Annotated in this window: 19 protein-coding genes and 1 pseudogene; 19 read left to right on the forward strand and 1 reads right to left on the reverse strand. The window is 65.3% G+C overall.

Going from position 1 to position 26841, the window contains the following annotated elements; translation table 11 throughout:
• Nucleotides 1-2 precede the first annotated feature (2 nt).
• From AADZ78_RS26425 to uppS, 13 genes are all read left to right on the forward strand, one after another.
• Nucleotides 3-839: an ABC transporter ATP-binding protein gene (locus AADZ78_RS26425; RefSeq protein WP_085252425.1), complete on the forward strand. Its 837-nt coding sequence runs from the start codon at nt 3-5 to the stop codon at nt 837-839.
• Nucleotides 832-1746: a glycosyltransferase gene (locus tag AADZ78_RS26430; protein ID WP_085252426.1), complete on the forward strand. Its 915-nt coding sequence runs from the start codon at nt 832-834 to the stop codon at nt 1744-1746. Before AADZ78_RS26425 ends, AADZ78_RS26430 begins: the two co-directional genes overlap by 8 nt.
• Entirely contained in the window at nt 1743-2573 is an 831-nt protein-coding gene (locus AADZ78_RS26435; RefSeq protein WP_085252427.1) for an ABC transporter permease, read from the forward strand. The genes AADZ78_RS26430 and AADZ78_RS26435 overlap by 4 nt, the downstream gene beginning before the upstream one ends.
• Before the next feature lie 208 nt (nt 2574-2781).
• Nucleotides 2782-3273: a GTP cyclohydrolase I gene (locus AADZ78_RS26440; RefSeq protein WP_169726380.1), complete on the forward strand. Its 492-nt coding sequence runs from the start codon at nt 2782-2784 to the stop codon at nt 3271-3273.
• Nucleotides 3274-3280: 7 nt separating this feature from the next.
• The gene (locus tag AADZ78_RS26445) at nt 3281-3790 is read left to right on the forward strand and encodes a 6-carboxytetrahydropterin synthase (RefSeq protein ID WP_169726381.1); all 510 of its coding nucleotides are present in this window, start codon (nt 3281-3283) and stop codon (nt 3788-3790) included.
• A 211-nt stretch (nt 3791-4001) separates the two neighbouring features.
• Nucleotides 4002-4487, forward strand: coding sequence for a GreA/GreB family elongation factor (locus AADZ78_RS26450; RefSeq protein WP_085252516.1), 486 nt, complete (start codon nt 4002-4004; stop codon nt 4485-4487).
• A 47-nt stretch (nt 4488-4534) separates the two neighbouring features.
• Nucleotides 4535-4975 carry a GtrA family protein gene (locus AADZ78_RS26455; protein ID WP_085252430.1) on the forward strand — a complete coding sequence of 147 codons (441 nt, stop codon included), beginning with the start codon at nt 4535-4537 and terminating at the stop codon, nt 4973-4975.
• Nucleotides 4976-5131: 156 nt separating this feature from the next.
• On the forward strand, nt 5132-6514 hold the full coding sequence (locus tag AADZ78_RS26460; protein ID WP_085252431.1) for an FAD-binding oxidoreductase: 1383 nt from the start codon (nt 5132-5134) through the stop codon (nt 6512-6514).
• Nucleotides 6515-7279 (forward strand): decaprenylphospho-beta-D-erythro-pentofuranosid-2-ulose 2-reductase, encoded by a 765-nt coding sequence (locus AADZ78_RS26465; protein WP_085252432.1) that lies wholly within the window; start codon nt 6515-6517, stop codon nt 7277-7279.
• A 2-nt stretch (nt 7280-7281) separates the two neighbouring features.
• Nucleotides 7282-9228 (forward strand): galactan 5-O-arabinofuranosyltransferase, encoded by a 1947-nt coding sequence (locus AADZ78_RS26470; RefSeq protein WP_085252433.1) that lies wholly within the window; start codon nt 7282-7284, stop codon nt 9226-9228.
• Nucleotides 9228-12488 carry an arabinosyltransferase domain-containing protein gene (locus AADZ78_RS26475; protein ID WP_085252434.1) on the forward strand — a complete coding sequence of 1087 codons (3261 nt, stop codon included), beginning with the start codon at nt 9228-9230 and terminating at the stop codon, nt 12486-12488. The genes AADZ78_RS26470 and AADZ78_RS26475 overlap by 1 nt, the downstream gene beginning before the upstream one ends.
• Before the next feature lie 400 nt (nt 12489-12888).
• Nucleotides 12889-13923: a polyprenyl synthetase family protein gene (locus AADZ78_RS26480; protein WP_085252435.1), complete on the forward strand. Its 1035-nt coding sequence runs from the start codon at nt 12889-12891 to the stop codon at nt 13921-13923.
• A 130-nt stretch (nt 13924-14053) separates the two neighbouring features.
• Complete coding sequence (uppS, locus tag AADZ78_RS26485) at nt 14054-14809, forward strand: polyprenyl diphosphate synthase (protein ID WP_085252517.1); 756 nt, start codon at nt 14054-14056, stop codon at nt 14807-14809.
• 190 nt (nt 14810-14999) lie between these two features.
• Here uppS and AADZ78_RS26490 read toward each other — a convergent pair whose 3' ends face one another.
• A complete protein-coding gene (locus AADZ78_RS26490; protein WP_085252436.1) occupies nt 15000-16325 on the reverse strand; it encodes a cytochrome P450 in 1326 nt (441 codons plus the stop codon).
• A gap of 427 nt (nt 16326-16752) precedes the next feature.
• On the opposite strand from AADZ78_RS26490, the gene AADZ78_RS26495 reads away from it, so the two are divergent.
• The 6 genes and pseudogenes from AADZ78_RS26495 to embB all read left to right on the forward strand — a co-directional run bounded on the left by AADZ78_RS26495 (nt 16753) and on the right by embB (nt 26735).
• Complete coding sequence (locus tag AADZ78_RS26495) at nt 16753-17106, forward strand: hypothetical protein (protein ID WP_239656163.1); 354 nt, start codon at nt 16753-16755, stop codon at nt 17104-17106.
• A gap of 187 nt (nt 17107-17293) precedes the next feature.
• Nucleotides 17294-17458 (forward strand): annotated as a pseudogene (locus AADZ78_RS26500) (undecaprenyl diphosphate synthase family protein); the annotation flags it as partial.
• A gap of 394 nt (nt 17459-17852) precedes the next feature.
• Nucleotides 17853-18881 carry a PPE family protein gene (locus AADZ78_RS26505; protein ID WP_085252518.1) on the forward strand — a complete coding sequence of 343 codons (1029 nt, stop codon included), beginning with the start codon at nt 17853-17855 and terminating at the stop codon, nt 18879-18881.
• Between the two features lie 21 nt (nt 18882-18902).
• Complete coding sequence (locus AADZ78_RS26510; protein ID WP_085252437.1) at nt 18903-20075, forward strand: PPE family protein; 1173 nt, start codon at nt 18903-18905, stop codon at nt 20073-20075.
• Nucleotides 20076-20133: 58 nt separating this feature from the next.
• Nucleotides 20134-23439 carry an arabinosyltransferase domain-containing protein gene (locus AADZ78_RS26515; RefSeq protein WP_085252438.1) on the forward strand — a complete coding sequence of 1102 codons (3306 nt, stop codon included), beginning with the start codon at nt 20134-20136 and terminating at the stop codon, nt 23437-23439.
• Entirely contained in the window at nt 23436-26735 is a 3300-nt protein-coding gene (gene embB, locus AADZ78_RS26520) for an arabinosyltransferase EmbB (RefSeq protein WP_139828954.1), read from the forward strand. The genes AADZ78_RS26515 and embB overlap by 4 nt, the downstream gene beginning before the upstream one ends.
• Nucleotides 26736-26841: the final 106 nt, after the last annotated feature.

Here is a 26841-nt window from a genome sequence, read left to right on the forward strand (position 1 = left end):
CCGTGTCGAGTAGTCCGCACATCGTGACGCGCGATGCGTGGGTGGAATTTCCCATCTTCGACGCCAAGTCGCGTTCACTGAAGAAGGCCGTCCTGGGCAAGGCGGGCGGCACCATCGGGCGCAATAGCTCCAACGTGGTCGTGATCGAGGCATTGCGCGACATCACAATGGAGCTCAACCTCGGTGACCGGGTTGGTCTCGTCGGACACAATGGGGCCGGGAAATCGACTCTGCTGCGCCTACTTTCGGGGATCTACGAGCCGACGCGCGGGTGGGCGAAGGTCACCGGTCGGGTGGCGCCGGTATTCGACCTTGGGGTCGGCATGGACCCCGAGATCTCCGGCTACGAGAACATCATCATCCGCGGCCTGTTCCTCGGACAGACCCGTAAACAGATGCAGGCCAAGGTGGACGAGATCGCCGAGTTCACCGAGCTGGGCGAGAATTACCTGTCGATGCCGCTGCGCACCTATTCCACCGGTATGCGAGTCCGGCTGGCGATGGGCGTGGTCACCAGCATCGACCCCGAGATCCTGCTGCTCGACGAAGGCATCGGCGCGGTGGACGCCGACTTCCTGAAGAAGGCCCAGTCCCGGCTGCAGAGTCTGGTCGAGCGTTCCGGAATCCTGGTCTTCGCAAGCCATTCCAACGAATTCCTGGCCCGGCTGTGCAAGACCGCGATGTGGATCGACCACGGCGTCATCAGGCTAACCGGCGCCATTGAGGACGTAGTTCGGGCCTACGAGGGCGACGACGCCGCCCGGCATGTGCGCGAAGTACTGGCCGAGACCGCCAGAACTCACGAGCCAATGGCGCAATCGGCTTCCGGGGATGAGTGATTCCGTCTTCGCCGTGGTGGTCACCCACCGGCGCCCGGACGAGCTGGCCAAGTCGCTGGAGCTGCTGACCACCCAGACCCGGGAGCTCGACAAGCTCATCGTGATCGACAACGACGACTCCGGCGACAGCCGGGTTCACTATTTGATTGCCGCACAGCCGATCCCGTGCGTCTACCTCAATGCGCGTCGAAACCTCGGTGGCGCAGGTGGTTTCGCGCTCGGCATGTTGCTTGCGCTGGCACACGGCGCGGATTGGATTTGGCTGGCAGACGACGATGGGCACCCGAAGGACACCGAGGTGCTCGCCACCCTGATGGCGTGTGCCGAGAAATACGGCCTGGCCGAAGTGTCACCGATGGTCTGCAACATGGACGACCCGCAACGACTAGCGTTTCCGTTGCGCCGCGGCCTGGTATGGCGCAGGCGTGCAAGCGAATTGCGCACCGAACCGAGACAAGAGCTGCTGCCAGGCATCGCGTCGCTGTTCAACGGGGCGCTATTCCGGGCGTCCACACTGGAAGTGATCGGCGTCCCGGACCTGCGGTTGTTCATCCGCGGCGACGAGGTGGAAATGCACCGCAGGCTGGTCCGGTCCGGCCTGCCGTTCGGGACCTGTCTGGACACGGCCTACCTGCATCCCTGTGGGTCTGACGAGTTCAAGCCAATCCTGGGCGGCCGTATGCACACCCAGTATCCCGACGACCCCACCAAACGGTTCTTCACCTACCGCAACCGCGGCTACGTGCTGTCGCAACCGGGCCTGCGCAAGCTGCTGCCCCAGGAGTGGCTGCGGTTCGGCTGGTTTTTCCTGGTGACTCGCCGCGACCCCAAGGGTCTGCTGGAGTGGTTTCGGTTGCGGCGCTTGGGACGTCGCGAGAAGTTCGAACGGCCTGGAGGGTCTTCATGACGTTCATCGATGCGGCAGCTCAGTCCAAGACGTTCGCCCGGGCCCGCCGCGATCTGATCGACGGGTTCCATCGCCATGAGCTGTGGCTGCACCTGGGGTGGCAGGACATCAAGCAGCGCTACCGCCGCTCGGTGCTGGGGCCGTTCTGGATCACCATCGCGACGGGGACCACCGCCGTCGCAATGGGCGGACTCTATTCCAAGCTGTTCCATCTCGAGCTGTCGGTGCACCTGCCCTATGTCACGCTCGGGCTGATCATCTGGAACTTGATCAACGCCGCCATCCTGGAGGGCGCCGACGTCTTCGTCTCCAACGAGGGCCTGATCAAGCAACTGCCCACACCGCTGAGCGTGCACGTGTACCGGCTGGTCTGGCGGCAAATGATCTTGTTCGCCCACAACATCGTGATCTACCTCGTCGTCGCAATCATCTTTCCCAAGCCGTGGTCGTGGGCGGATCTGTCGGTACTTCCGGCGCTGGCACTGATCGTGCTCAATTGCGTTTGGGTATCACTGTGTTTCGGCATCCTGGCGACCCGCTACCGCGACATCGGTCCGCTGCTGTTTTCCGTTGTGCAGTTGCTGTTCTTTATGACGCCAATCATCTGGAACGACAACACGCTGCGACAGCAGGGCGCGAGCCAGTGGTCGAGGATCGTCGAACTCAACCCACTGCTGCACTATCTCGACATCGTCCGGGCGCCGCTGCTGGGCGACCCGCAGGAGCTGCGGCACTGGGCCGTGGTGGTGGTGCTGACGGTCGTCGGGTGGATCATGGCGGCGTTCGCGATGCGGCAATATCGCGCGCGGGTGGCCTACTGGGTGTAATCGGCCGATCACTCGACGCCCACCACCGAACGTCACGCCAGCGCGACCGTGGCCGCTGAAGGTCACGCCAGCGTGGGCGATCCGAACCGCGTTGAGGATCTTCCAAGAATCCGTTGAGAATCCATCAAGGCCTCGCCCTGAGGCTGAGTCCGTGCATCAGACAACCTGACTAACTGCGGATCTCATGCCAACGACGAGAGGTACTTTCATGCTGCGCCATGACAACGGATCCGCGCTCGACAGCGGATCGCTGCTGCAAGTTTCCGTCGGTAGAACCGGCGCCCCGGTGCCACCCCCCGAGCTCGTGCTGGTTCCCGCGATCGCGTTTCATTCGCTCTGTGCCCATCATCTGCTTCCGTTCTACGGTGTCGTGCACATCGGCTATGTGCACGGCGAAAATCAGTTGAGGCAAGCCGAATTCACACGCGTAGTCGAAGCCTGTTCACGCGGTATTCAGGTTCAGCAGCGGATGACCATCCGGATGGGTTTGTGGCTGCATCACCAACTTGCCCCGCGAGGATTGGGCGTACTGGTAGAGGGCGGCTACACGTGCGAGACGGACCGCGGCGGCGCCCCATTTGGGGGGCCAAAAACCACCCTGTCCTTCTACGGCTCGTTGCGCCATAGCGCCCACGAGCAGCGTGAATTCCTCACGGCGACCAGGCGAGAACTCGGAAAGGGAAAGTTTGGACATGAGTGATAACGCTGTGGCCGAAGGCGTTCGCATCGCTACGATTCACCGGGCCGATGCACCGATCGGCCGGACGGCAAGGTTTCATCTCCGCAAGCGCTTCGGCGATCTGCCATGCTGCCATCGCTCGTGGTCCCGTCAGGGAAAGCGCTTCTTCCTACACGGCTATGAGCGAACTTTCGAGGTCGAATTCGCCTGCGCGGAAACCGCACCCGGCACCGGCTTGGTGGTGGACACCCGTTGCCTCAAGGACCTGCGGGCAGCACTGCGACGCCAGTTCGACCACACCACGCTGATCGCAGCGGACGACCCCCAGCTCGACCTGTTCCAGATGATGGCCGATCAGGGCGTCATCGATCTGCGCATCATGGACAGCACCGGGATGGAGGCCTGCGCGGCATGGGTGTTCGACACCGTCGAGCGCATCGTCGGGAAAGCAACCGAAGGCCGGGTCTGGGTGTCTCGAATCGAGGCACGGGAGAACCGCAACAACGTGATCACCCTGACGGCCGAGCCGGCCGATTAACCCTGGCTCGACGCTGGCCCGACGAACGAGCAGTAGGCGTTCGTCAGCGCCTCGGTAGTCGGCTACGTTGGTGCGTTGACCTTGGCGACCCGCGGCGCGCAAGCATCCCACTGCAAACTCTTGACAAATACCAGGTGACGACCAGCTCTTGGTGGTGTAACACTGAATGGCCACGATCACAGACAATCCACGCGGCGAAAGGTCGGCGGACGTGAGCGACGAAGTCGAATCGACAGGGCTGGCGGCTGCAGCGCGCGATAACCTGGCAGCCGAACTCGCCCGGCTACGGCATCGACACGATCGCCTTGAGGTTGAGGTCAAAAACGACCGCGGCATGGTCGGCGATCACGGCGATGCTGCCGAGGCTATCCAGCGCGCCGACGAACTAGCGGTCCTCGCCGACCGGATCAATGAGCTCGACCGGCGGTTGAAGGGGGGCGCGGCGCACTCGACCGGATCGGAGACGCTGCCCGGCGGTACCGAGGTGACGTTGCGGTTCGCCGACGGTGAAGTCGTCACGATGCACGTGATTTCCATCGTGGAAGAGACTCCGGTCGGCCGCGAAGCCGAGACATTGACCGCTCGCAGCCCGTTGGGGCAGGCCCTAGCGGGGCATCAACCGGGCGACACCGTGACATACTCCACTCCACAGGGACCGAATCAGGTCGAGCTGATCGCGGTGAAGCTACCGAGCTAACCCGCAACGCCCCGCCGCTGCACCCAGCACCGTTAAGCTTCCTACCGATGAATCCCCCAGAGTCTGGTGCCGCGCTGCCACATCAGTACCAGCGCCACCACCTGCATCTGACGACCCAAGTCACCCGCTTTGTTCTCACTGGCGTCTTCGCGGCGATCGTCGACTTCAGCGTGTACGTAGCACTCTACAAGGGGTTGGGCCTGCAGGTTGACCTCTCGAAATTCATCAGCGTGGTCATCGGCACCATTACCGCATACCTGATCAACCGTCGATGGACATTTCAGGCGGCACCGAGCAGAGCCCGATTCGCCGCGGTCATGGCGCTCTACGGGGTCACGTTCGCCGTGCAGGTCGGCCTCAATCATCTATGTCTTGCGCTATTGCACTACCGCAGCTGGGCCCTACCCGTTGCATTCGTGATCGCGCAGGGCACCGCCACGGTGATCAATTTCGTCGTGCAGCGAGCCGTGATCTTTCGCATCCGCTGAGCCTTATCGGGCAGACGAGTGTGAATTGATGGCGTTCGCTGTGCGTTCCTGGGCGAGAAATGGGCCGCATTTCCGGCCTGGCCACCCACTCGAAGCCGTGAGCGCACACGCAAGCGTCCCGCATCGTCGCCGGACCGGCAGGTACCCTCTTTGACGATGTTGAGCGCCGACCTTTCCACCACTCCCACCCGGTTGACCGGGTGGGGACGCACGGCGCCCTCGGTGGCACAGGTGCTATCCACCCCCGATCCCGAGGTGATCGCCAAGGCGGTGGCGCGGGCGGCCGATGCCGGTACGAGGGGCGTGATCGCGCGCGGACTCGGCCGCTCCTACGGGGACAACGCGCAAAACGGCGGCGGGCTGGTGGTCGACATGACCCCACTGTCCAACATCCATTCCATCAGCGCCGACACCAAGCTGGCCGACGTCGACGCCGGAGTCAACCTCGACCAGCTGATGAAGGCCGCCCTGCCGTTCGGACTGTGGGTCCCGGTGCTGCCGGGAACACGACAGGTCACCATCGGCGGCGCGATCGCCTGCGACATCCACGGCAAGAACCACCACAGCGCGGGCAGCTTTGGCAACCACGTGCGCAGCATCGACCTGCTGACCGCCGACGGCGAGATCCGCCACCTCACCCCGGACGGTGAGGATTCCGAACTGTTCTGGGCCACCGTCGGCGGCAACGGGCTAACCGGGATTATCCTGCGCGCCGCCATCGAGATGACGCCCACCGAGACGGCGTATTTCATCGCCGACGGCGACGTCACCACCAGCCTGGACGAAACGATCGCCTTGCACAGCGACGGCAGCGAAGCGAACTACACCTATTCCAGCGCCTGGTTCGACGCGATCAGCGCCCCACCGAAACTGGGCCGCGCGGCGGTATCGCGCGGCTCGTTGGCCACCGTTGAGCAGTTGCCGGCGAAGTTGCGCCGCCACCCATTGAAATTTCATGCGCCACAACTGCTTACGCTTCCCGACGTGTTCCCGAATGGGCTGGCCAACAAGTACACCTTCGGGCCGATAGGCGAATTATGGTACCGCAAATCCGGCACCTACCGTGGCAAGATTCAGAACCTAACGCAGTTCTACCACCCGCTGGACATGTTCGGCGAGTGGAACCGCGCGTACGGTTCGGCGGGTTTTCTGCAGTACCAATTCGTGATTCCCACCGAAGCGATCGACGAGTTCAAACGGATCATCGGCGATATCCAAGCCAGCGGCCACTACTCGTTTCTCAACGTGTTCAAGTTGTTCGGGCCGGGCAACCAAGCGCCGCTGAGCTTTCCCATGCCAGGCTGGAACATCTGCGTCGACTTCCCCATTAAGGCCGGCCTGGGCGGGTTCGTCGGCGAACTCGACCGGCGGGTAATGGAATTCGGCGGCCGTCTTTACACCGCCAAGGACTCCCGTACCACGGCCGAAACCTTTCACGCCATGTACCCACGCATCGACGAGTGGATCGCCGTGCGCCGCAAGGTGGATCCCTTGCGGGTGTTCGCCTCCGACATGGCCCGACGTTTGGAGCTGCTCTAGATGGTGCTCGACGCCGTAGGAAATCCCCAGACCGTGCTGCTGCTCGGCGGTACCTCCGAGATCGGGCTGGCCATCTGCGAGCGCTACCTGCGCAACGCCCCCGCACGTATCGTGCTGGCGTGTATGCCCGAAGACCCCGGCCGCGACGACGCCGTCGCCCAGATGAAAGCCGCCGGCGCACGGTCGGTGGAGCTCATCGATTTCGACGCGCTGGAGACGGAGAGCCATCCGAAGGTGATCGACCAATGTTTCGCCCATGGCGATGTCGATGTGGCTATCGTCGCGTTCGGCTTGCTCGGCGACGCCGAAGAATTGTGGCAGAACCAGCGCAAGGCCGTGCAGATCACCGAAATCAATTACACTGCAGCGGTTTCGGTGGGGGTGCTACTGGGAGAGAAGATGCGCGCCCAAGGCTTCGGCCAGATCATTGCGATGAGCACCGTGGCCGGTGAACGGGTGCGCCGGTCCAACTTCGTCTACGGGTCCACCAAGGCTGGTCTGGACGGTTTCTATCTCGGATTGTCAGAGGCGTTGCGTGAGTATGGCGTTCGGGTTCTGGTGATCCGGCCAGGTCAGGTACGCACTCGGATGAGCGCGCACATCAAGGAAGCTCCGCTAACCGTCGACAAGGAGTACGTAGCCAACCTCGCGGTAACCGCGGCGGCAAAAGGTAAGGAATTGGTTTGGGCGCCAGCGGCATTCCGTTACGTGATGATGGTGTTGCGTCATATCCCGCGGAGCATCTTCCGCAAACTGCCAATCTGAGCATGCCGAGCAGACGCAAAGGCCCCCAATTCGGGCCCGAATTGGGGGCCTTTGCGTCTGCTCGCGCCCGAAACGCACTGGCCACCCTCGGCCAGCTGGCCCTTGCGGTGGCGGTGGCTGTCCTGGTCGCGGTGGTGTCACTGAACGCGATCTCTCGCGTCCAGTGGCCGGCCTTCCCGTCGTCCAACCAACTGCACGCCCTGACCACCGTCGGCCAGGTCGGTTGCCTTGCCGGACTGGTGGCCGCCGGGTGGGTGTGGCGACGCGGTCGGTTCCGACGTCTGGCGCAGCTGAGCGGGCTGGTGTTCGTGTCCGCGTTCACGGTCGTGACGCTGGGCATGCCGCTGGGAGCCACCAAGCTGTATCTGTTCGGCATCTCCGTGGACCAGCAGTTCCGCACCGAATACCTGACCCGGCTCACCGACAGCGCCGCCCTGCGCGACATGACCTATATCGGGCTGCCGCCGTTCTACCCGCCGGGCTGGTTCTGGATCGGCGGCCGCGCTGCGGCGCTGACCGGGACACCGGCCTGGGAGATGTTCAAACCGTGGGCCATCACGTCGATCGCCGTCGCCGTGGCCGTCGCACTGGTGCTGTGGTGGCGCATGATCCGCTTCGAGTACGCGCTGCTCGTCGCGGTTGCCACCGCGGCGGTGACGCTGGCCTACAGCTCGCCGGAGCCTTACGCCGCGATGATCACGGTCCTACTGCCGCCGATGCTGGTGCTGACCTGGTCGGGCCTGCGCGCCAGCGAGCGTGGTGGCTGGGCCGCGGTGATCGGCGCGGGCCTGTTTCTGGGCTTCGCCGCCACCTGGTACACGCTGCTGGTGGCCTACACAGCCTTCACCGTCACGCTGATGGCACTGCTGCTGGCCACATCGCGATGGCGCCAAGCGGGCATCAAGGCTGCCATCGATCCGCTGCGCCGGCTAATCGTCATCGGCGTCATCGCGGCCGCGATCGGATCCATCACCTGGCTGCCCTACCTGCTCAGGGCTGCCCGCGACCCGGTCAGCGACACCGGCAGTGCGCAGCACTACCTGCCCACCGACGGCGCCGTTTTGACCTTTCCTATGCTGCAGTTCTCGCTGCTGGGCGCGATCTGCATGCTCGGCACCGTGTGGCTGGTCGTTAGAGCGCGATCGTCGGTCCGGGCCGGCGCATTGGCCATCGGTGTGTTGGCCGTTTACTTGTGGTCCCTGCTATCGATGCTGACCACGCTGGCGCGCACCACATTGCTGTCGTTCCGGCTGCAGCCGACGCTGTCGGTGTTACTCGTGGCCGCCGGGGTGTTCGGCTTCATCGAGACCGCACAAGCGCTGTCCAGGCGCAGCCGAGCCGTCATACCGGTGGCCGGTGCGATCGGGCTGGCCGGAGCGATCGCGTTCAGCCAGGACATTCCCGACGTGCTTCGACCCGACCTCACCATCGCCTACACCGACACCGACGGCTACGGCCAGCGCGGCGACCGGCGACCACCCAGCTCCGAGAAGTACTACTCGGCGATCGACGCCGCGATCCAGCGCGTCACCGGCAAGCCCCGCGATCAGACCGTGGTGTTGACCGCCGACTACAGCTTCCTGTCCTACTACCCCTATTGGGGCTTTCAGGGGTTGACGTCGCACTACGCCAACCCGCTGGCGCAATTCGACAAGCGCGCCGCACACATCGAGAGCTGGGCCAAGCTCAAGACGGCCGACGAGCTGATCCAAGCGCTGGACAAACTGCCGTGGCCACCGCCGACCGTCTTCCTGATGCGCCGCGGCGCCGGTGCTGGTTTGGGAACCAACTACACCCTGCGGCTGGCCGAGGATGTCTACCCCAACCAGCCCAACGTGCGCCGTTACACCGTGGAGTTCAAGGCCGCGCTGTTCGCCGACCCCCGCTTCACCGTCGAGACCATCGGCCCCTTCGTGCTGGCCGTTCGTAAGCCGGTAGCGAGCGCCTGATGGCTACCGAAACCGCGCCCCGCGGCGTCACGGAGCTAGCATCTACCTCCGTGAGCGAAGCGGGAGCAAACTACCGGATCGCTCGGTTCGTCGCCGTTTTCGCCGGTCTGCTCGGGGCCATTCTGGCGATCGCCACCCCGCTACTGCCGGTCAACCAGACCACCGCCCAACTGAACTGGCCCCAGAATGGCACCTTCAACAGCGTCGATGCACCGCTGATCGGCTACGTGGCCACCGAACTGAACATCACCGTGCCCTGCCAAGCCGCCGCCGGCCTCACCGCCGCCCAGAACACGCTGCTGTCCACCGTGCCCAAGCAGGCCCCGAAGGCGATCGATCGCGGGCTGCTCCTGCGGCGCACCAATGACGATCTGGTGCTGATAGTCCGCAATGTCCCGGTGGTCAGCGCGCCGTTGAGTCAGGTGCTCAGCCCAGCCTGCCAGCGCCTGACCTTCACCGCGCACGCCGACCGGGTGACCGCCGAATTCGTCGGGCTGACGCAGGGACCCAACGGTGAGGATCCCGGCGCACCGCTGCGTGGCGAGAAAAGCGGCTACGATTTCCGGCCCCAGATCGTCGGCGTGTTCACCGACCTGACCGGTCCGGCGCCGCCGGGCCTGAGCTTCTCGGCGACGGTCGACACCCGCTACAGCAGCTCTCCCACGCCGCTGAAAATGCTGGCGATGGTCCTGGGGGTGCTGCTGACCGGCGCTGCCCTGGTCGCGCTGCACATCCTGGACACCGCCGACGGCACCCGGCACCGACGCTTCCTTCCCCCGCGGTGGTGGTCGATCGGCGGTCTGGATGCCCTGGTCATCACCGTGCTGGTGTGGTGGCATTTCGTCGGGGCCAATACCTCCGACGACGGATACATCCTGACCATGGCCCGGGTGTCCGAGCACGCCGGGTACATGGCGAATTACTACCGTTGGCTAGGAACCCCCGAGGCGCCGTTCGGCTGGTACTACGACCTGCTGGCGCTCTGGGCGCACGTCACCACCGCCAGCATCTGGATGCGGCTGCCGACGCTGGCGATGGCGCTGACCTGCTGGTGGGTGATCAGTCGCGAAGTCATCCCCCGGCTCGGGCACGCGGTCAAGCGCAGCCGGGCCGCCGCGTGGACGGCGGCTGGCATGTTTCTGGCGACCTGGTTGCCGCTCGACAACGGCCTGCGACCGGAGCCCATCATCGCCCTGGGCATCCTGCTCACCTGGTGTTCGGTAGAGCGCGCTGTAGCCACCAATCGGCTGCTGCCGGTGGCGACGGCCTGCATCATCGGTGCACTGACGCTGTTCTCCGGGCCGACCGGCATCGCGTCCATCGGCGCATTGCTGGTCGCGATCGGACCGCTGCGGACCATCGTGCACCGCCGCTCCAGGCAATTCGGCTCGCTGCCGCTGTTGGCGCCAATTCTGGCCGCAACTACGGTCACCGCGATCCTGATCTTCCGCGACCAGACCCTCGCCGGCGAGATGCAGGCAACCACCCTCAAGCGGGCCCTGGGACCAAGCCTGAAGTGGTTTGACGAGCACATTCGCTACGAGCGGCTGTTCATGGCCAGCCCCGACGGGTCGGTCGCCCGGCGCTTCGCCGTGCTGGCATTGATACTCGCGCTCGCAGTAGCGGTCGCAATGGCATTGCGCAAGGGCCGAATTCCGGGCACCGCCGCGGGGCCGAGCCGCCGCATCATCGGCATCACCGTCATCTCGTTCCTCGCCATGATGTTCACCCCTACCAAGTGGACACACCATTTCGGGGTGTTCGCGGGGCTGGCCGGCTCGCTGGGGGCGCTGGCCGCGGTCGCGGTGACGGGGTCAGCGATGCGCTCGCGACGCAACCGCACCATGTTCGCCGCGGTGGTGTTATTCGTGATGGCGCTGTCATTCGCCAGCGTCAACGGCTGGTGGTATGTCTCCAATTTTGGTGTGCCGTGGTCGAATTCGTTTCCGAAATGGCGGTGGTCTCTTACCACTGCGCTGCTCGAGCTCACGGTGGTGGTGTTGCTGCTGGCGGCGTGGTTTCACTTCGTCGCTACCCGTGACGGCCCGCCCAAGACCCGATACGGGGCACGTCTGGCCGGAATCATCCAGTCCCCGTTGGCAATTGCGACGTGGTTGCTGGTGCTTTTCGAGGTTGTGTCGCTGACCCAGGCGATGATTACTCAGTACCCAGCATGGTCGGTAGGCCGCTCCAACCTACAGGCGTTGACGGGCAAGACCTGCGGGCTGGCCGAGGACGTACTGGTAGAGCAAGACCCCAACGCCGGCATGTTGACGCCAGTGACCGCTCCAGTGGCCGACGCGCTGGGAGCCGGACTGTCGGAAGCCTTCACTCCCAACGGAATTCCGGCCGACGTCTCCGCCGACCCGGTGATGGAACGTCCGGGCGACCGTAGTTTCGTCAGCAACGACGGGCTGATCACCGGAAGCGACCCCGGCACCGAAGGCGGCACTACCGCCGCGCCCGGAATCAACGGCTCGCGCGCCCGGCTGCCCTACAACCTGGATCCGGCTCGCACACCGGTACTGGGCAGCTGGCGGGCAGGCATACAGGTGCCCGCCATGCTGCGCTCGGCGTGGTACCGGCTGCCGCCCCGGGAACAGTGGGGCAAGGCACCGTTGCTGGTGATCACGGCCGCCGGTCGGTTCGACCCGCGGGAGGTCCAGGTGCAGTGGGCCACCGACGACGGGGCGGCGAGCGGGCATCCCGGTGGATCAATGGGATTCGCCGACGTCGGCGCGGCGCCGGCCTGGCGCAACCTCCGGGCGCCGCTGTCGGCGATCCCCGGCAGCGCGACTCAGGTTCGCCTGGTCGCCGACGATCAGGACCTGGCCCCGCAGCACTGGATCGCACTCACTCCGCCGCGAATTCCGCAGGTACAAACGCTGCAGGATGTGGTGGGCTCAAAGGACCCGGTCTTCCTGGACTGGCTGGTAGGTCTGGCATTCCCATGTCAGCGACCGTTCGGCCATCAGTACGGCGTCGACGAGACGCCGAAATGGCGGATCCTGCCCGACCGGTTCGGCGCCGAGGCCAACTCACCGGTGATGGACAACAACGGCGGTGGCCCGCTGGGCGTGACCGAACTATTGGTGCATGCCACCACTGTGGCCAGCTACCTGAAGGACGACTGGTTCCGAGACTGGGGCGCATTGCAGCGGTTGACGCCCTACTACCCCGGCGCCCAGCCGGCCCGTCTGCAGCTGGGAACCGTTACCCGCAGCGGTCTATGGAAGCCCGCACCGCTGCGGCGCGGGTAAGTCGCGATTTACCCCGCGCCAACTACGGTCCTGTCACGCACGCGCGGCGGCATTGCGGCGCGGTCGGGTTTGGCGGAAGCTCGTGGGCGGATCAGCTCAGGTAGGCGCGGTCGGGGCGTCGCGGTAGCGCGGATGATGCTGGTTGCGATTGTGCACTTCGCCTAACGGATGCGCGTTGATCCGGTCGATTTGCCCTTGACCGCGACTATGCCAGGAGAAATCATCGGCACCGCGAGTGACCCCGACTGTCGGGTTACCTCCTGAACGTCTCATTCTGAGTCACTGATCGCAAGCGTGATTCTGGGTTACGGAAGAGGTCGGATGTCGCTTCGCGTGCGCCAATTCGGCCACCGAAGGAGTAGGCGGACAAACGCATGAAACGACATTCGGGAGGTAAGGGATGAACGCGACTGTGCCGTCCCTTCTTGTTTGTCCAGGCACGGCGAGAATTGAGGCCATCCTGGACCAAGCTCGTGTTCTGGTGGAGCCGATGCTGCGCTCTGTCATGGACACCCTTCCCGCTGAAGTACGCCAGGTCGCCGGTTTTCATTTGGGATGGTGGGACAGGGACGGCAGCACAGATTCGCGCGGAGGTGGCAAAGCCGTCCGCCCCGCCCTCACATTTGCATGCGCGCGTGCGGCGGGCGGTTCGCTGGAGGCAGCAATTCCAGCCGCGACCGCTGTGGAGTTGGTGCACAACTTCTCGCTGTTGCACGACGACATCATGGATGGCGATATGACACGGCGGCACCGGTCCACGGCATGGGCGGCGTTCGGGATGCCAAGAGCGTTGTTAACTGGTGATGCACTATGCGTTTTGGCCGTGGATCTGATCAATAATGGCGCGGCCGGCGAGGCTCTTAGAGCTACCCTGTTGGAGATGTGCGCCGGCCAGTCCGACGACCTTGCCTTTGAAGATCGTACCGAAGTAACGCTGCCGCAGTGTATTCGCATGGCGGAGAAAAAGACAGGCACATTATTCGGTCTTGCGTGCGAACTCGGCGCACTTTCTGCGGCCGCCGATATTCAGATTGCCGGATTGTATCGCAAATTTGGCCGTCAACTGGGCATTGCGTTTCAGCTGATCGACGATGTTCTTGGAATCTGGGGGCAGGAATCAGTTACCGGTAAACCCGCGTATTCCGATCTCAAGGCGAGAAAGAAGTCGCTCACAGTGGTCGCTGCTTTGTCTTCTGGAACTGCGGCAGGTCACGAATTAGCCGCACTTTATCGGAGCAGCGCTGCCTTGTGCCAACGTGAATTGGAGCGTGCGGCCGACTTAGTCGACGAGGCCGGCGGCCGAGCATGGGCGGAAGCCGAAGCGGCGCGTTATCTCGCCAATGCGCGCGAGCTGCTCGCCGCCGCCGAACCAGAGCGCACGGGTGCGGTCGAATTGCAGGCATTAGCCGAGGTGGTCACGGCACGGATATGCTAATGAGATCCGCTCGATATGCCGATTCCAAGGTGACTGACAAATCCGATCGAACGACGAAAAGTCAATGGCATTCGGTAGACCCCACGCAAATTGCAAAGGTCAACGCAAACACGACAAGATTGCGATATTCATGAACCAGTTCAACGATCAGCTGTCAGTTCCGATATCCCAGCCGCGACCTCGTAATGTCGCCCTCTACACCGACGGCAACGCGCGCTGGGCCGCGAAGCGCGGACTGTCCGCGATGGAAGGCCATTTGGCCGGAGGTGAGGTCGCAATCAAGCGCGTTCGCGACGCCTGCGAACTCGGCATCGAGCAGCTCTCCGTGTTCACGTTGTCCACGGATAACATGATGCGTTCCTCCGACGAGGTCGCCACACTTATGACCATCATGGCAAGCCTGTTCGATCGCGGTATCGAGCTGCTGGGCCCCTGGGGCATCCGGCTGCGGGTGGTGGGATCGCGTAATGGCCTGCCGCAGACGGTGCTTGACGCGATGGATCGCGCCGAGTCGGCCACTGCGCACAACAACCGAATGGAGCTGTTCTTCGGGTTCAACTACGGGGGCCGTCAGGAGCTGCTGGACGCCGCACAGCGCTACCACGGCGGCGGTGAACAGGTATTCCGGCAGCTGCTGTTCGCGCCTGAAATGCGCGACCTCGATCTCATCATTCGCACCGGCGGGGACCGGCGCCTGTCCAACGGCTTTCTCTGGCACTCCGCGTACTCGGAGCTGCTGTTTGTAGATGAACTGTGGCCCGACTTCACCCGCGAATGCTTCGAGAATGCGCTCGCGGACTTCGGACATCGCGTGCGCACGCTAGGAAGATCACACCGCCAAATGAGCGCCCCGCAGAACAGCGCCCACACAGCGGTTAGCCCGTAGCGCTAAACATCGTTTCCGCGGAACGGCTACCCCGAGCTTGGATACCACGTGGAAAGCTTTGCCGGATCTGTCAGGGAGGCTATGTCGGACCCGGAGGTGAATCAGCGTCGTCGGAGCGGCTCGGTAGGCGGGCGTGCGGGGAGCATGGTAGCGCTGGTGGTCGCGGCGGCCACTGCCGTCTGCACGCCCGTCATTGTGTGACTGTCGACCGCGCCGGCCCCAGGGTCACCGGCAGCGTCGACCAGCCCCGCAGTACGCGGGTATCCCTCCGACTTCCTGCACCCGCGGCTCGCACGTCGGGGAAGCACTCGAAGAACGTCCGCAATCCGACTTCGCCCTCGGCCCGCGCGAGAGCGGCTCCCAGACAGAAGTGGCGCCCGCCGGAGAACGCGAGATGTCTTCCGGCATTGGGGCGTTCGATGTCGAAGCGATGCGGATCCGGGAATACCGACGGGTCGCGGTTGGCGGCACCCAGGTAGACCAGCACCAACTCACCCCGCTTTATCCGCGTGCCCGCCACCTCCACATCGCTGCGCGCAATCCGCGCGGTGAGCTGGACCGGCGAATCCAATCGCAAGATTTCTTCAACCGCGTTCGGCCACAGCTCCGGACGTTGGCGCAGCGTGTCCAGGTGTTCGGGCGCGTCCAGCAACATCCGAATCCCGTTTCCCATCAGGTCCACCGTGGTCTCAAAGCCCGCAACCAACAACAGCCCGGCGATCGCCAGGAGTTCGTCCTCACTGAGTTGTGTTTCGGGAGAGCCACTTTCGGCTGTCTGAATCAACCGACTCATCAGATTGTCACCCCGGACACGCCGCAGTTGCCGCAGGTGCTGCGCGAGCCAGAGGTTCAATCCAGCGATCCCGTCCTGCACGGCCCGGTACTGGCGCCAGGACAGCCCGATGTCGAGGCTCGGCCCGGCGAGTTCACCGAACTCCAAGACACGGCGCCGTTCTCGCTCGGGCACTCCCAGGACTTCGCTGATAATCATGATCGGAAGCTGCGTGCAATACCGCCCCACGATGTCAATAACACCCGAATCACCAAATTGGCCGGCAAACTGCTCCAACAGATTGGCCGCGGTCTGCTCGATTCGATCCCGCAATGCGGCGACCGCCCTGGAGGTAAACACCGCCGACACCGTTTTGCGGTAACGGGTGTGGTCCGGCGGCTCGACGACGAGTAGTGACGGTGGCCGCAGCGCATGAAGAAGATCGTCGCGCGCCCAGCTCTCCAGCCAGCGCAGTGGTGCAGGCAGAGTCGAGCCAAGCATCAGTACCCGAAAGTCGTCGGATCGCAACAGCTCGTGGGCAACGCCATAGTCGGCGGTCACGTAGCTGACGCGACCGCGGAGAACCGGTCCGTGGGCCCGCAGTTCCTCATAAAGCGGCACCGGATCGTCGACCGCCCTTGGATCGGCTAGCAACCTGGCCTGCAACTCACCTCGCCGAACGCCGATCGCTGCGGCTGCCCGGATAAATCCGTGCATCGCCAACCAGTGCAATCTCTGCTTCACTTGTTCTCCATCGATTGGCTGCGCCGCAAGTGGTCTTTCACCCGCGTAGGTTAGCCGACCAGGCGGACGCCGCCTCGGGATTTGGCAGGAGACAATTGACATTGCGCTAAATTCCTGCACTCACGAGGGAACCGCACTGATCTCATCTCGGTAAACCGGCTTCGTGCGGTTTGAATCGGAACGGAGTCGATGACCGAAACTGCACAGCCAATTCACGCCTGCGCTTCTCGTCGACCCACGAAGCGCGTTGTCTTTGACACCCTTTCGGCTAAGTTCCGTCGTATCGCCGGCTTTCATCTGGGACGGTCGGACGCCGTCGGCGGCAACAAACCGGCGGGCGGCGGTAAGGCGATACGACCCACAGTGACGTTGACTTGTGCGCGCGGCGCGTGGCCCCGCACATGCGGCGATTTCAACCGTCGTCGCGGTGAATTTGGTGCACGACTTTCCGCTGCCGCACGACGACTTCATGGATTGCGTTCTCCGCGAAGCCAACGACTTGGCTTTCGTACACCGCGTCGACGTGAGTCTGTCGGAATGCCTACGCATGACAGAACAAAAGACGGGTGCGTCGTTTGGCGCGGCATGCCAGGGCGCACTTTCGGTCACCGACGACACGCGGGTGCCCGGCTGGTATCACGGGGGTCGATCGTGGGCGGCGGCGGAGGCCGCCCGCCGTCACCGATACGCGCTGGACGTGCTTGCGACCGCGAACCCAGATCCGAGCGCGGCAGACGATCTGCGGGCCCTGGCGGAATCGATCACCACACTGATGCGTTGATGAACGGCTTCCTCCCTGCTGTCGAGCACGTGGTGCTGCTCGACGAGCACGGCGGCGCCGTCGGCGTTGCCGACAAAGGCCACCGTCCACACCTCGGCCACCCCCTGCACCTGGCGTTTGCCAGCTATGTGTTCGCGCCCGATATGCGAGACCCCGACCTCATCATCCGCACCGGCGGCGAGCGGCGGCTGTCCGGCTGTCCAATTGTTTTCTGCGGCAGTCGTCGTACTCGAAGCTGCTGGTCCGCGATGTATTGTGGCCGGACTTCAGCCGCCGCAGTCTGGAGATTGCGCTGGCGGACTACGCGAGGCGCGAACGCGGGCTGGGCGGACGGACCGTTGCCCAGGGTTGAGTGTGGACGCGAGCAAATGCTCCGCACAGAGCACTATTGCTACTAGCAACTATTGCGCAGAACAACTTATTCTCAGGCAGATTTTAAACCCTCCAGGACCGTCAGCGCCGCCTGATACGAATGCCCGGCGGCCGGCCATCGGCGTGGGTTTGGCGATCTCGCCTAAGCCCGGAATTTTGCGTATTTGCGCACATAAAAGGCATGAAACCGGAGCGGCCGAGGAAGCGTTGGCTGCCGGTTGTTCCCCCGCCGTACCGACGGACGAATCGTGGCGTTCGCCTCACCGACAGTTGCATCGTGTACGGCGGCAGGGCCAGACCCGCCTTAGCCTCACAGCCGGCGACATTGTCTGTCGAAGGACGGTGAGACTGGCAACTACGTGAAGGCGATGCTGATGGATTTCGGGGCGTTGCCCCCGGAGGTCAACTCCGGTCGGATGTATGCGGGTCCGGGCTCAGGGCCACTGCTGGCCGCGGCGTCCAGCTGGGACGCGCTGGCTTCCGATTTGGCAGTTGCGGCGGTCGGCTATGGCTCGGTGATCTCGGAGCTGACCAGCTCGGCGTGGATTGGCCCAGCGTCGGCCGCTATGGTTGCCGCCACGGGGCCCCACGTCGCCTGGCTGAACGCTACCGCCGCCCTGGCAGAAGCGGCAGGCTTGCAGGCGAGAGCTGCCGCGGCGGCCTACGAGGCGGCGTTCGCGATGACGATACCCCCACCGGTCATCGCCGCCAACCGCGCTTTGCTGCTGACGCTGGTCGCGACCAACCTCTTCGGCCAGAACACACCGGCGATCGCTGCGACTGAGGCACAGTACGCCGAGATGTGGGCACAGGACGCCGCCGCCATGCACGAATATGCCGGGTCCTCGGCGCTTGCCTCGATACTGCCTCCGTTCACGCCGCCACCAGCTATTGCCAGCCTGGCTGCCGGGGCCGGCCAGGCCGAATGGGCCAACCTTTCGCCTGCCGAATGGATCGCCGTGCTCGGAGCGCTAGCGATCGCCGAAGGATTCGTCTACGACGGCGGCGGCCTCACGCTGAACGCCCTCCAGGTGGCGCAGGCCCTGATGTTCGGACCGTCTGGAGCTGCAACACCGGCCGGCGCGGGCGCTGCGGTCACGGCCGCTGCGAGTATCGGCCCAGTTGCGGCGCGCTGGGGTGAAATAGCGGTTGCGGCGAACCTCAGCCAGGCCGTCAAGATCGGCCGGATGTCGGTGCCGCCGAGTTGGACCCCGTCGCCTCCGGTACCGGCAGTCGACACCGCGGTGACTTCGAGCACTGTGGTTCAGCCCGCCACTGCGAACACGACGGCGAGCTTGCTTCGGGGTGTCCCGACGAGGGGCTTGCAGCGCACCGCCAACTTCGCCTACCGGCGGCAAGGGTTCAGTCCCACTGTCATGCAACGTCCGGTGGCCGCCGGGTAACGCGAAAGAGGTTGACAACGAATGGATTTCGGAGCATTGCCGCCGGAAGTAAACTCTGCGCGGATGTACGCCGGCCCAGGGTCGGCGCCGATGCTGGCCGCCGCATCGGCGTGGAACGGGCTGGCCGCGGAGTTGACTGCGGCCGCCGCCGACTACGACGCGGTGGTCACAACGCTCAGCAGCGAGGAGTGGCTCGGTCCAGCCTCGGCATCGATGGCCGAGGCGGTGACACCCTACGTGGCGTGGCTGAGCACGACGGCGGCCCAGGCTCAGCAGGCGGCCAAACAGGCCGCCGCGGCTGCGGCGGCATTTGAAGCCGCGTTTGGGTCGGTGGTGCCCCCACCCCTAATCGCGGCCAACCGCGCTGCCCTGACGTCGTTGGTTTCGACCAACGTGTTGGGCCTCAACGCCGCGGCGATCGCCGCCAATGAAGCCCAATACTGCGAAATGTGGGCCCAAGACGCCATGGCGATGTACGGCTACGCCGGCTCATCGGCGCGCGCGCTCGCGGTCACCCCGTTTGCCGCGCCGCCCCAGACCGCCAGCCCGGCCGCCTCGGCCGTGCAGGGCGCCGCGGTCGCCCAGTCCGTGGGCACTGCGGCCGGCGCGGTCGAATCCACCCTGTCGCAATTGCTTTCCGCGCTCCCCAGTGCGTTGCAGGGCCTGTCGTCGCCTATCTCGTCGATCTTCGCTGCCGCTGGAGCGTCCCCCACACCGGGCTGGCTGCAGTGGCTGATGAACTGGTACCTACCCGTGTCACAGCTGTTGTATAACACCACGGGCCTGCCGTATTTCGGCATCGGTATTGGCAACAGCCTGATTACCTCGGCGCGGGCGATGGGAATGATCGGCCCCGAAGTCACCGACGCCGCCGCGGCGGCGCCGGCGGCTGCCGCCGCGAGCGGCGCGGCGTCGATGGGCGGCGCAGGACCGGTAGCGGCGGGTCTGGGCAACGCGGCCGGCGTCGGCAAGCTGTCGGTTCCGCCCGCGTGGGCCGGGTCGGGCCCGGCACCGTCCGCGGTCCGCCCGCCGCTGCTGCGGGTGGACCAGATCGTCGAGCCCCCGGACGTCGGCGGGGCCGGCAACTTGTTGGGTGGCATGCCATTGGCCGGTGCCGGTGCGGGCGCGGCAGGTAGCGGGCCCCGCTACGGGTTTCGCCCCACCGTGATGACCCGCCCACCGTTCGCGGGATAGCTCGATCACGGCCCTGCGTCCAAAGACCACTCAGGACCGTCGCCTACGATCGAGCCTCGTGCCCCACGACGGTAATGCGCGATCCCATCGGATCGCCCGCTTGATAGCCGTCGTCTCGGGATTCGCCGGTCTGCTGTTGTGCGCCGTGGTCCCGCTGCTTCCGGTGAAACAGACGACGGCGACCATCCTGTGGCCTCAGGGCAGTACGCCGGGCAGCACCAGCGTCTCCCAGATCACCGCACCGCTGGTGTCCGGGGCGCCACGGGCGCTGGACGTCTCCATCCCCTGCTCGGCGATGACCACCCTGCCCGCCGACGGCGGCCTGGTGCTGTCCACCCTCCCGTCCGGCGGCGTGGATACCGGCAAGCACGGGCTGTTCGTCCGTGCCAACAAGGACACGATCGTCGTCGCGTTCCGGGACTCGGTGGCCGCGGTCGCACCTCGCGCGGCGGTCGCCTCCGGCGCCTGCAGCGTCCTGCACATCTGGGCTGACGCGGGCGGCGCGGGCGCGGACTTCGCCGGCATCCCAGGGGCCACCGGAAAACTGTCCCCTGAGAAGAAGCCGCAGGTCGGCGGGATTTTCACGGACCTGAAAGTGCCCCCGCAGCCCGGGTTGTCGGCCCGCATCGACGTCGACACCCGGTTCATCACGGCGCCCACCACCATCAAGCTCACCGCGATGGGGCTGGGCGCGCTGGCGGTCCTGGCCGCCATCATCGCGCTAGCCGCCCTGGACCGGCAGAGCCGCGGCGCCAGCTATTGGCGCTCGCCGGTCTCCTGGCTGCAGAGCTGGCGCGCCGGCTTCGCAACCTGGCTCGCCGACGCCGGCGTGATCGCCACGCTGCTGCTCTGGCATGTCGTCGGCGCGCTCTCGTCGGATGATGGCTATAACCTGACGATTGCCCGGATCGCGCCGCAGGCCGGCTACGTGGCCAACTACTACCGGTACTTCGGAACGACGGAGGCACCATTCGACTGGTACGCCTCGATGCTGGCACAGCTGGCCACGGTAAGCACCGCGAGTGTCTGGATGCGCGTGCCCGCAACGCTGGCCGGGATCGCATGCTGGCTGCTCATTAGCCGCTTCGTGGTGCGGCGGCTGGGGCCCGGAAAGGGTGGTTTGGCTTCCAATCGGGTCGCCGTGTTCACCGCGGGCGCGGTGTTCGTGGCCGCGTGGCTGCCCTTCAACAACGGCCTTCGGCCCGAGCCGCTGATCGCCCTGGGCGTACTGGTCACCTGGGCGTTGGTGGAACGCGCGATCGCGCTGCGACGGCTGGCCCCGGCCGCGGTCGCCATCATCGTCGCGATGCTCACCGCGACGTTGGCTCCCCAGGGGCTAATCGCCATCGCAGCGCTGCTGGCGGGCGCCCGCGCGGTCGCACAGGTCATCCGCCGCCGGCGGGACACTGACGGGTTGCTGGCACCGCTGGTGGTGCTGGCGGCGGCGTGGTCGCTGATCATCGTGGTGGTGTTTCGCAGTCAAACGCTGGCCACGGTCGCCGAATCGGCACGCATCAAGTACAAGGTCGGGCCGACGATCGCCTGGTACCAGGACTTCCTGCGCTATTACTTCCTCACCGTCGAGAGCAACGCGGACGGGTCGATGTCACGGCGGTTCGCCGTACTGGTGCTGTTGCTCTGCATGTTCGGAATGCTGGCCGTGCTGCTACGGCGCGGCCACGTACCGGGTTTGGCCAGCGGTCCGACCTGGCGGCTGATCGGCACCACCGCAATCGGCCTGCTGCTGCTGACGTTCACCCCCACAAAGTGGGCCATCCAATTCGGCGCGTTCGCCGGACTCGCGGGCGCCCTGGGTGCGGTCACCGCCTTCACCGTCGCCCGGATCGGCCTGCACAGCCGCCGCAACCTGGCGCTGTATGTCACGGCGCTGCTGTTCGTGCTGGCGTGGGCAACGTCGGGCATCAACGGCTGGTTCTACGTCGGCAACTACGGGGTGCCGTGGTACGACATCAAGCCCGTGATCGCCAGCCGTCCGGTGACATCGATGTTCCTGGCGCTGTCGGTCTTCACCGGCTTGCTGGCCGCTTGGTACCACTTCCGCATGGACTACGCCGGGCACACCGAGGTCAAGGACAACCGACGCAACCGGATTCTCGCCTCCACGCCGCTGCTGGTGGTCGCGGTGATCATGGTCCTGGGCGAGGTCGGTTCGATGACCAAGGGCGCGGTGTTCCGCTATCCGCTGTACACCACCGCCAAGGCCAACCTGGCCGCGCTGCGGACCGAGCTCTCACCAAGCAGCTGCGCCATGGCCGACGACGTGTTGGCCGAACCCGACCCCAATGCCGGCATGCTGCAACCGGTTCCGGGCCAGGAATTCGGACCCGCTGGCCCGCTGGGCGGCATCAATCCCATCGGCTTCAAACCCGAGGGGGTAGGCGATGACCTGCAGTCCGACCCGGTGGTGAGCAAGCCAGGAGTGGTCAATTCCGACGCGTCACCCAACAAGCCCAACGCCGCGATCAGTGACTCGGCCGGCACCGCCGGCGGCAAGGGCCCGGTCGGAGTGAACGGATCGCACGCGGCGTTGCCGTTCGGGCTGGATCCCGCACGCACCCCGGTGATGGGCAGCTACGGGGAGAACACCTTGGCGGCGCGGGCCACTTCGGCCTGGTACCAGTTGCCCGCGAATTGGAAGGCGCACATCGCGGCCCAGCCGATCGTCGCGATCGCGGCCGCCGGCGAGATTTGGTCCTATAAAGAGGACGGCGACTTCGTCTACGGTCAGTCGCTGAAGCTGCAGTGGGGCCTCGCCCGTCCCGACGGCAGCATCCAGCCACTCGGTGAGGTGTTCCCGATCGACCTTGGACCGCAACCGGCATGGCGCAACCTGCGGTTCCCGCTGGCCTGGGCCCCGCCGGAGGCCAACGTGGCGCGCGTTGTGGCTTACGACCCGAACCTGAGCTCAGAGCAATGGTTTGCGTTCACTCCCCCACGGGTGCCGCAACTGGAGTCACTGCAACAACTGATCGGATCGCAGACCCCGGTGTTGATGGACATCGCGACCGCGGCGAACTTCCCGTGCCAGCGGCCGTTCTCCGAGCACCTTGGCATTGCCGAGCTGCCGCAATACCGCATCCTGCCCGACCACAAGCAGACCGCGGTGTCGTCGAACCTATGGCAGTCCGCTTCGACCGGCGGGCCGTTCCTGTTCACCCAGGCGCTGCTGCGGACCTCGACGATCTCGACATATCTGAGCGGTGACTGGTATCGCGACTGGGGATCGGTCGAGCAGTACTACCGCCTGGTGCCGGCCGATCAGGCGCCCGAGGCCGTCGTTCAACAGGGCGTGACCGTCGTCCCCGGCTGGAGCCGGCAAGGACCGATTAGGGCCCTCCCATGACACAAAGCGCGAGCAGACGCAAAAGCACCCCAAATCGGGCGATTTCGGGTGCTTTTGCGTCTGCTCGCGGGGGGAACGTGCCCCCAGCTCGCGGGACGAACGTGGCCCGCGACGTGCGGGTGACACGCTGGGTGGCGACGATCGCCGGGCTGATCGGGTTCGTGTTGTCGGTGGCGACGCCACTGCTGCCCGTCGTGCAGACCACCGCGATGCTGAACTGGCCGCAAAACGGCCAGTTCAGCAGTGTGACGTCGCCGCTGATTTCGCTGACGCCGGTCGACTTTACGGCCACCGTGCCATGCAGCATCGTGCGCACGATGCCCCCGGCGGGCGGCGTGATCCTCGGCACCGCACCCAAGCAGGGCAAGGACGCCAACCTGCAGGCGCTGTTCGTGGTCGTCAGCGCTCAGCGGGTCGATGTCACCGACCGCAACGTGGTGATCCTGTCCGTGCCACGCGACCAGGTGGTCGGCGGCGCAAATGCGCCGGGATGTTCAAACATCGAGATCACCTCGACCCACGCCGGAACCTTCGCGACCTTCGTCGGGCTCAAAGACCCCAGCGGCGCACCGCTGCGCAGCGGCTTCCCCGACCCGAACCTGCGCCCGCAGATCGTCGGGGTGTTCACGGACCTGACCGGTCCCGCGCCGCCGGGGCTGCGTCTGTCGGCGACCATCGACACTCGGTTTTCCACCGCCCCAACGACGCTGAAACTCGCGGCGATGATCGGTGCCATCGTGGCCACCGTCGTCGCACTGATCGCGCTCTGGCACCTCGACCAGCTGGACGGCCACCGAATGCGCCGCTGGATTCCAGCGAACTGGCGCACGTTCACCCTGGCCGACGCCGTGGTGATATCCGCGTTCCTGCTCTGGCACATCATCGGCGCGAACTCTTCAGACGACGGCTACATCCTGGGCATGGCGCGGGTCGCCGACCACGCCGGCTACATGTCCAACTACTTCCGTTGGTTCGGCAGCCCGGAGGACCCCTTCGGCTGGTACTACAACCTGCTGGCGCTGATGACCCATGTCAGCGATAACAGCCTGTGGATGCGGTTGCCGGACCTCGTCGCCGGGCTGGTGTGCTGGCTGTTGCTGTCGCGTGAGGTGCTGCCGCGGCTCGGGCCGGCCGTGTCCGCGAGCAAGGCCGCGAATTGGGCGGCGGGCATGGTCCTGCTGACCGCGTGGATGCCGTTCAACAACGGCCTTCGTCCGGAGGGCATCATCGCGCTCGGCTCGCTGGTCACTTACGTGCTGATCGAACGGTCGATGCGGTACAGCCGGTTGACGCCGGCGGCGCTGGCGGTCGTGACCGCCGCGTTCACGCTCGGTGTCCAGCCCACCGGCCTGATCGCCGTGGCCGCGTTGGTGGCCGGTGGCCGTCCGATGCTGCGGATCTTGGTGCGCCGTCATCGTCTGGTCGGCACGTTGCCGTTGGTGTCGCCGATGCTGGCCGCCGGCACCGTAATCCTCACCGTGGTGTTCGCCGACCAGACTCTGTCAACGGTGTTGGAAGCCACCAGGATTCGCACCAAGATCGGGCCCAGCCAGGCGTGGTACACCGAGAACCTGCGCTACTACTACCTCATCCTGCCTACCGTCGACGGGTCGCTGTCGCGCCGGTTCGGCTTCCTGATCACCGCGCTGTGCCTGTTTACGGCGATGTTTATCATGTTGCGGCGCAAGCGAATTCCCGGTGTGGCCCGCGGCCCGGCGTGGCGGCTGATGGGCGTCATCTTCGCCACCATGTTCTTCCTGATGTTCACCCCCACCAAGTGGGTCCACCACTTCGGGCTGTTCGCCGCGGTGGGGGCCGCGATGGCCGCGCTTACAACGGTATTGGTATCACCAAAGGTGTTGCGCTGGTCGCGCAACCGGATGGCGTTCCTGGCGGCGCTGTTCTTCATGCTGGCGTTGTGCTTTGCCACCACCAACGGCTGGTGGTACGTCTCGAGCTACGGCGTGCCGTTCAACAGCACCATGCCGAAGATCGCTGGAATGAAGGTCAGCGCAATCTTTTTCGTTCTGTTCGCGATCGCCGCGATCTATGCGGCGTGGTTGCATTTCGCGCCCCGTGGCGCCGGGGAGGGACGGCTGACCCGAACCCTGACTCAGGCGCCCATACCCTTCGCGGCCGGCTTCATGGCGCTGGTGTTCGTCGCCTCAATGGGGATCGGGATCGTGCGACAATACCCGACCTACTCCAACGGCTGGTCCAACCTGCGGGCGTTTACCGGCGGCTGCGGGCTGGCCGACGACGTGCTCGTCGAACCAGACCCCAACTCGGGTTTCATGACGCCGCTTCCCGGCGATTACGGCCCGCTGGGACCGCTGGGTGGTGTTAACCCGGTGGGCTTCACACCCAACGGCGTGCCGGAACACACCGTCGCCGAGGCGATTGTGATGAAACCCAACCAGCCCGGCACCGACTATGACTGGGACGCGCCTACCAAGCTCACGACTCCAGGCATCAATGGATCCACGGTGCCGTTGCCGTACCAGCTTGATCCCGCACGGGTTCCGTTGGCCGGCACCTACACCACCGGCGCGCAACAGCAGAGCAGGCTCCTATCGGCGTGGTATCAATTGCCCAAGCCCGACGACGGGCATCCACTCGTGGTGATCACCGCGGCGGGCAAGATCGCCGGCAACAGCGTGCTGCACCACTACACCCCCGGCCAGACCGTGGTGCTGGAATACGGAAAGCCCGGGGCCAACGGCGATATCGTGCCGGCCGGGCGGATGGTGCCTGATGACCTGTATGGGGAACAGCCCAAGGCGTGGCGCAACCTGCGCTTTGCCCGCGACAAGATGCCGTCTGATGCCGTCGCGGTCCGGGTGGTGGCAGAGGACTTGTCGCTGACGCCGGAAGACTGGATCGCGATAACCCCGCCGCGGGTGCCAGACCTGCGCTCGGTGCAGGAATACGTCGGCTCGACGCAGCCCGTGCTGCTGGACTGGGCCGTAGGGCTGGCGTTCCCGTGCCAGCAGCCGATGTTGCACGTCAACGGCGTCACCGAGATCCCGAAATTCCGTATCACGCCCGACTATTCGGCCAAGAAGCTGGACACCGACACGTGGGAGGACGGCACCAACGGCGGTCTGCTCGGCATCACCGACCTGCTGTTGCGGGCTCACGTGATGGCCACCTACCTGTCGCGTGACTGGGCACGTGACTGGGGGTCGCTGCGCAAGTTCGACACCCTGGTCGATGCGCCTCCCGCGCAGCTGGAGTTGGGCACCGCGACCCGCAGCGGGCTGTGGTCGCCCGGCAAGATCCGGATCGGACCCTAGACGTCACGGACTCATCGAGCCTGCGCTCAGTGCGGCCAATCCCGGGCTGTTGCGGAATCGGCTGCGACGGGTGTGGCGTGTGGGGCCTTGACTTGGTCGAGGTTGG

The sequence above is a fragment of the Mycobacterium riyadhense genome, assembly GCF_963853645.1.
GTDB lineage: Bacteria > Actinomycetota > Actinomycetes > Mycobacteriales > Mycobacteriaceae > Mycobacterium > Mycobacterium riyadhense.

Bases quoted from the DNA above. Each gene is read 5' to 3' on its own strand.
- AADZ78_RS26430 (WP_085252426.1), top strand. From the start codon at position 832: ATGAGTGATTCCGTCTTCGCCGTGGTGGTCACCCACCGGCGCCCGGAC.
- AADZ78_RS26435 (WP_085252427.1), top strand. From the start codon at position 1,743: ATGACGTTCATCGATGCGGCAGCTCAGTCCAAGACGTTCGCCCGGGCC.
- AADZ78_RS26440 (WP_169726380.1), top strand. From the start codon at position 2,782: ATGCTGCGCCATGACAACGGATCCGCGCTCGACAGCGGATCGCTGCTG.
- AADZ78_RS26455 (WP_085252430.1), top strand. From the start codon at position 4,535: ATGAATCCCCCAGAGTCTGGTGCCGCGCTGCCACATCAGTACCAGCGC.
- AADZ78_RS26460 (WP_085252431.1), top strand. From the start codon at position 5,132: ATGTTGAGCGCCGACCTTTCCACCACTCCCACCCGGTTGACCGGGTGG.
- AADZ78_RS26465 (WP_085252432.1), top strand. From the start codon at position 6,515: ATGGTGCTCGACGCCGTAGGAAATCCCCAGACCGTGCTGCTGCTCGGC.
- AADZ78_RS26470 (WP_085252433.1), top strand. From the start codon at position 7,282: ATGCCGAGCAGACGCAAAGGCCCCCAATTCGGGCCCGAATTGGGGGCC.
- AADZ78_RS26475 (WP_085252434.1), top strand. From the start codon at position 9,228: ATGGCTACCGAAACCGCGCCCCGCGGCGTCACGGAGCTAGCATCTACC.
- AADZ78_RS26480 (WP_085252435.1), top strand. From the start codon at position 12,889: ATGAACGCGACTGTGCCGTCCCTTCTTGTTTGTCCAGGCACGGCGAGA.
- uppS (WP_085252517.1), top strand. From the start codon at position 14,054: ATGAACCAGTTCAACGATCAGCTGTCAGTTCCGATATCCCAGCCGCGA.
- AADZ78_RS26505 (WP_085252518.1), top strand. From the start codon at position 17,853: ATGGATTTCGGGGCGTTGCCCCCGGAGGTCAACTCCGGTCGGATGTAT.
- AADZ78_RS26510 (WP_085252437.1), top strand. From the start codon at position 18,903: ATGGATTTCGGAGCATTGCCGCCGGAAGTAAACTCTGCGCGGATGTAC.
- embB (WP_139828954.1), top strand. From the start codon at position 23,436: ATGACACAAAGCGCGAGCAGACGCAAAAGCACCCCAAATCGGGCGATT.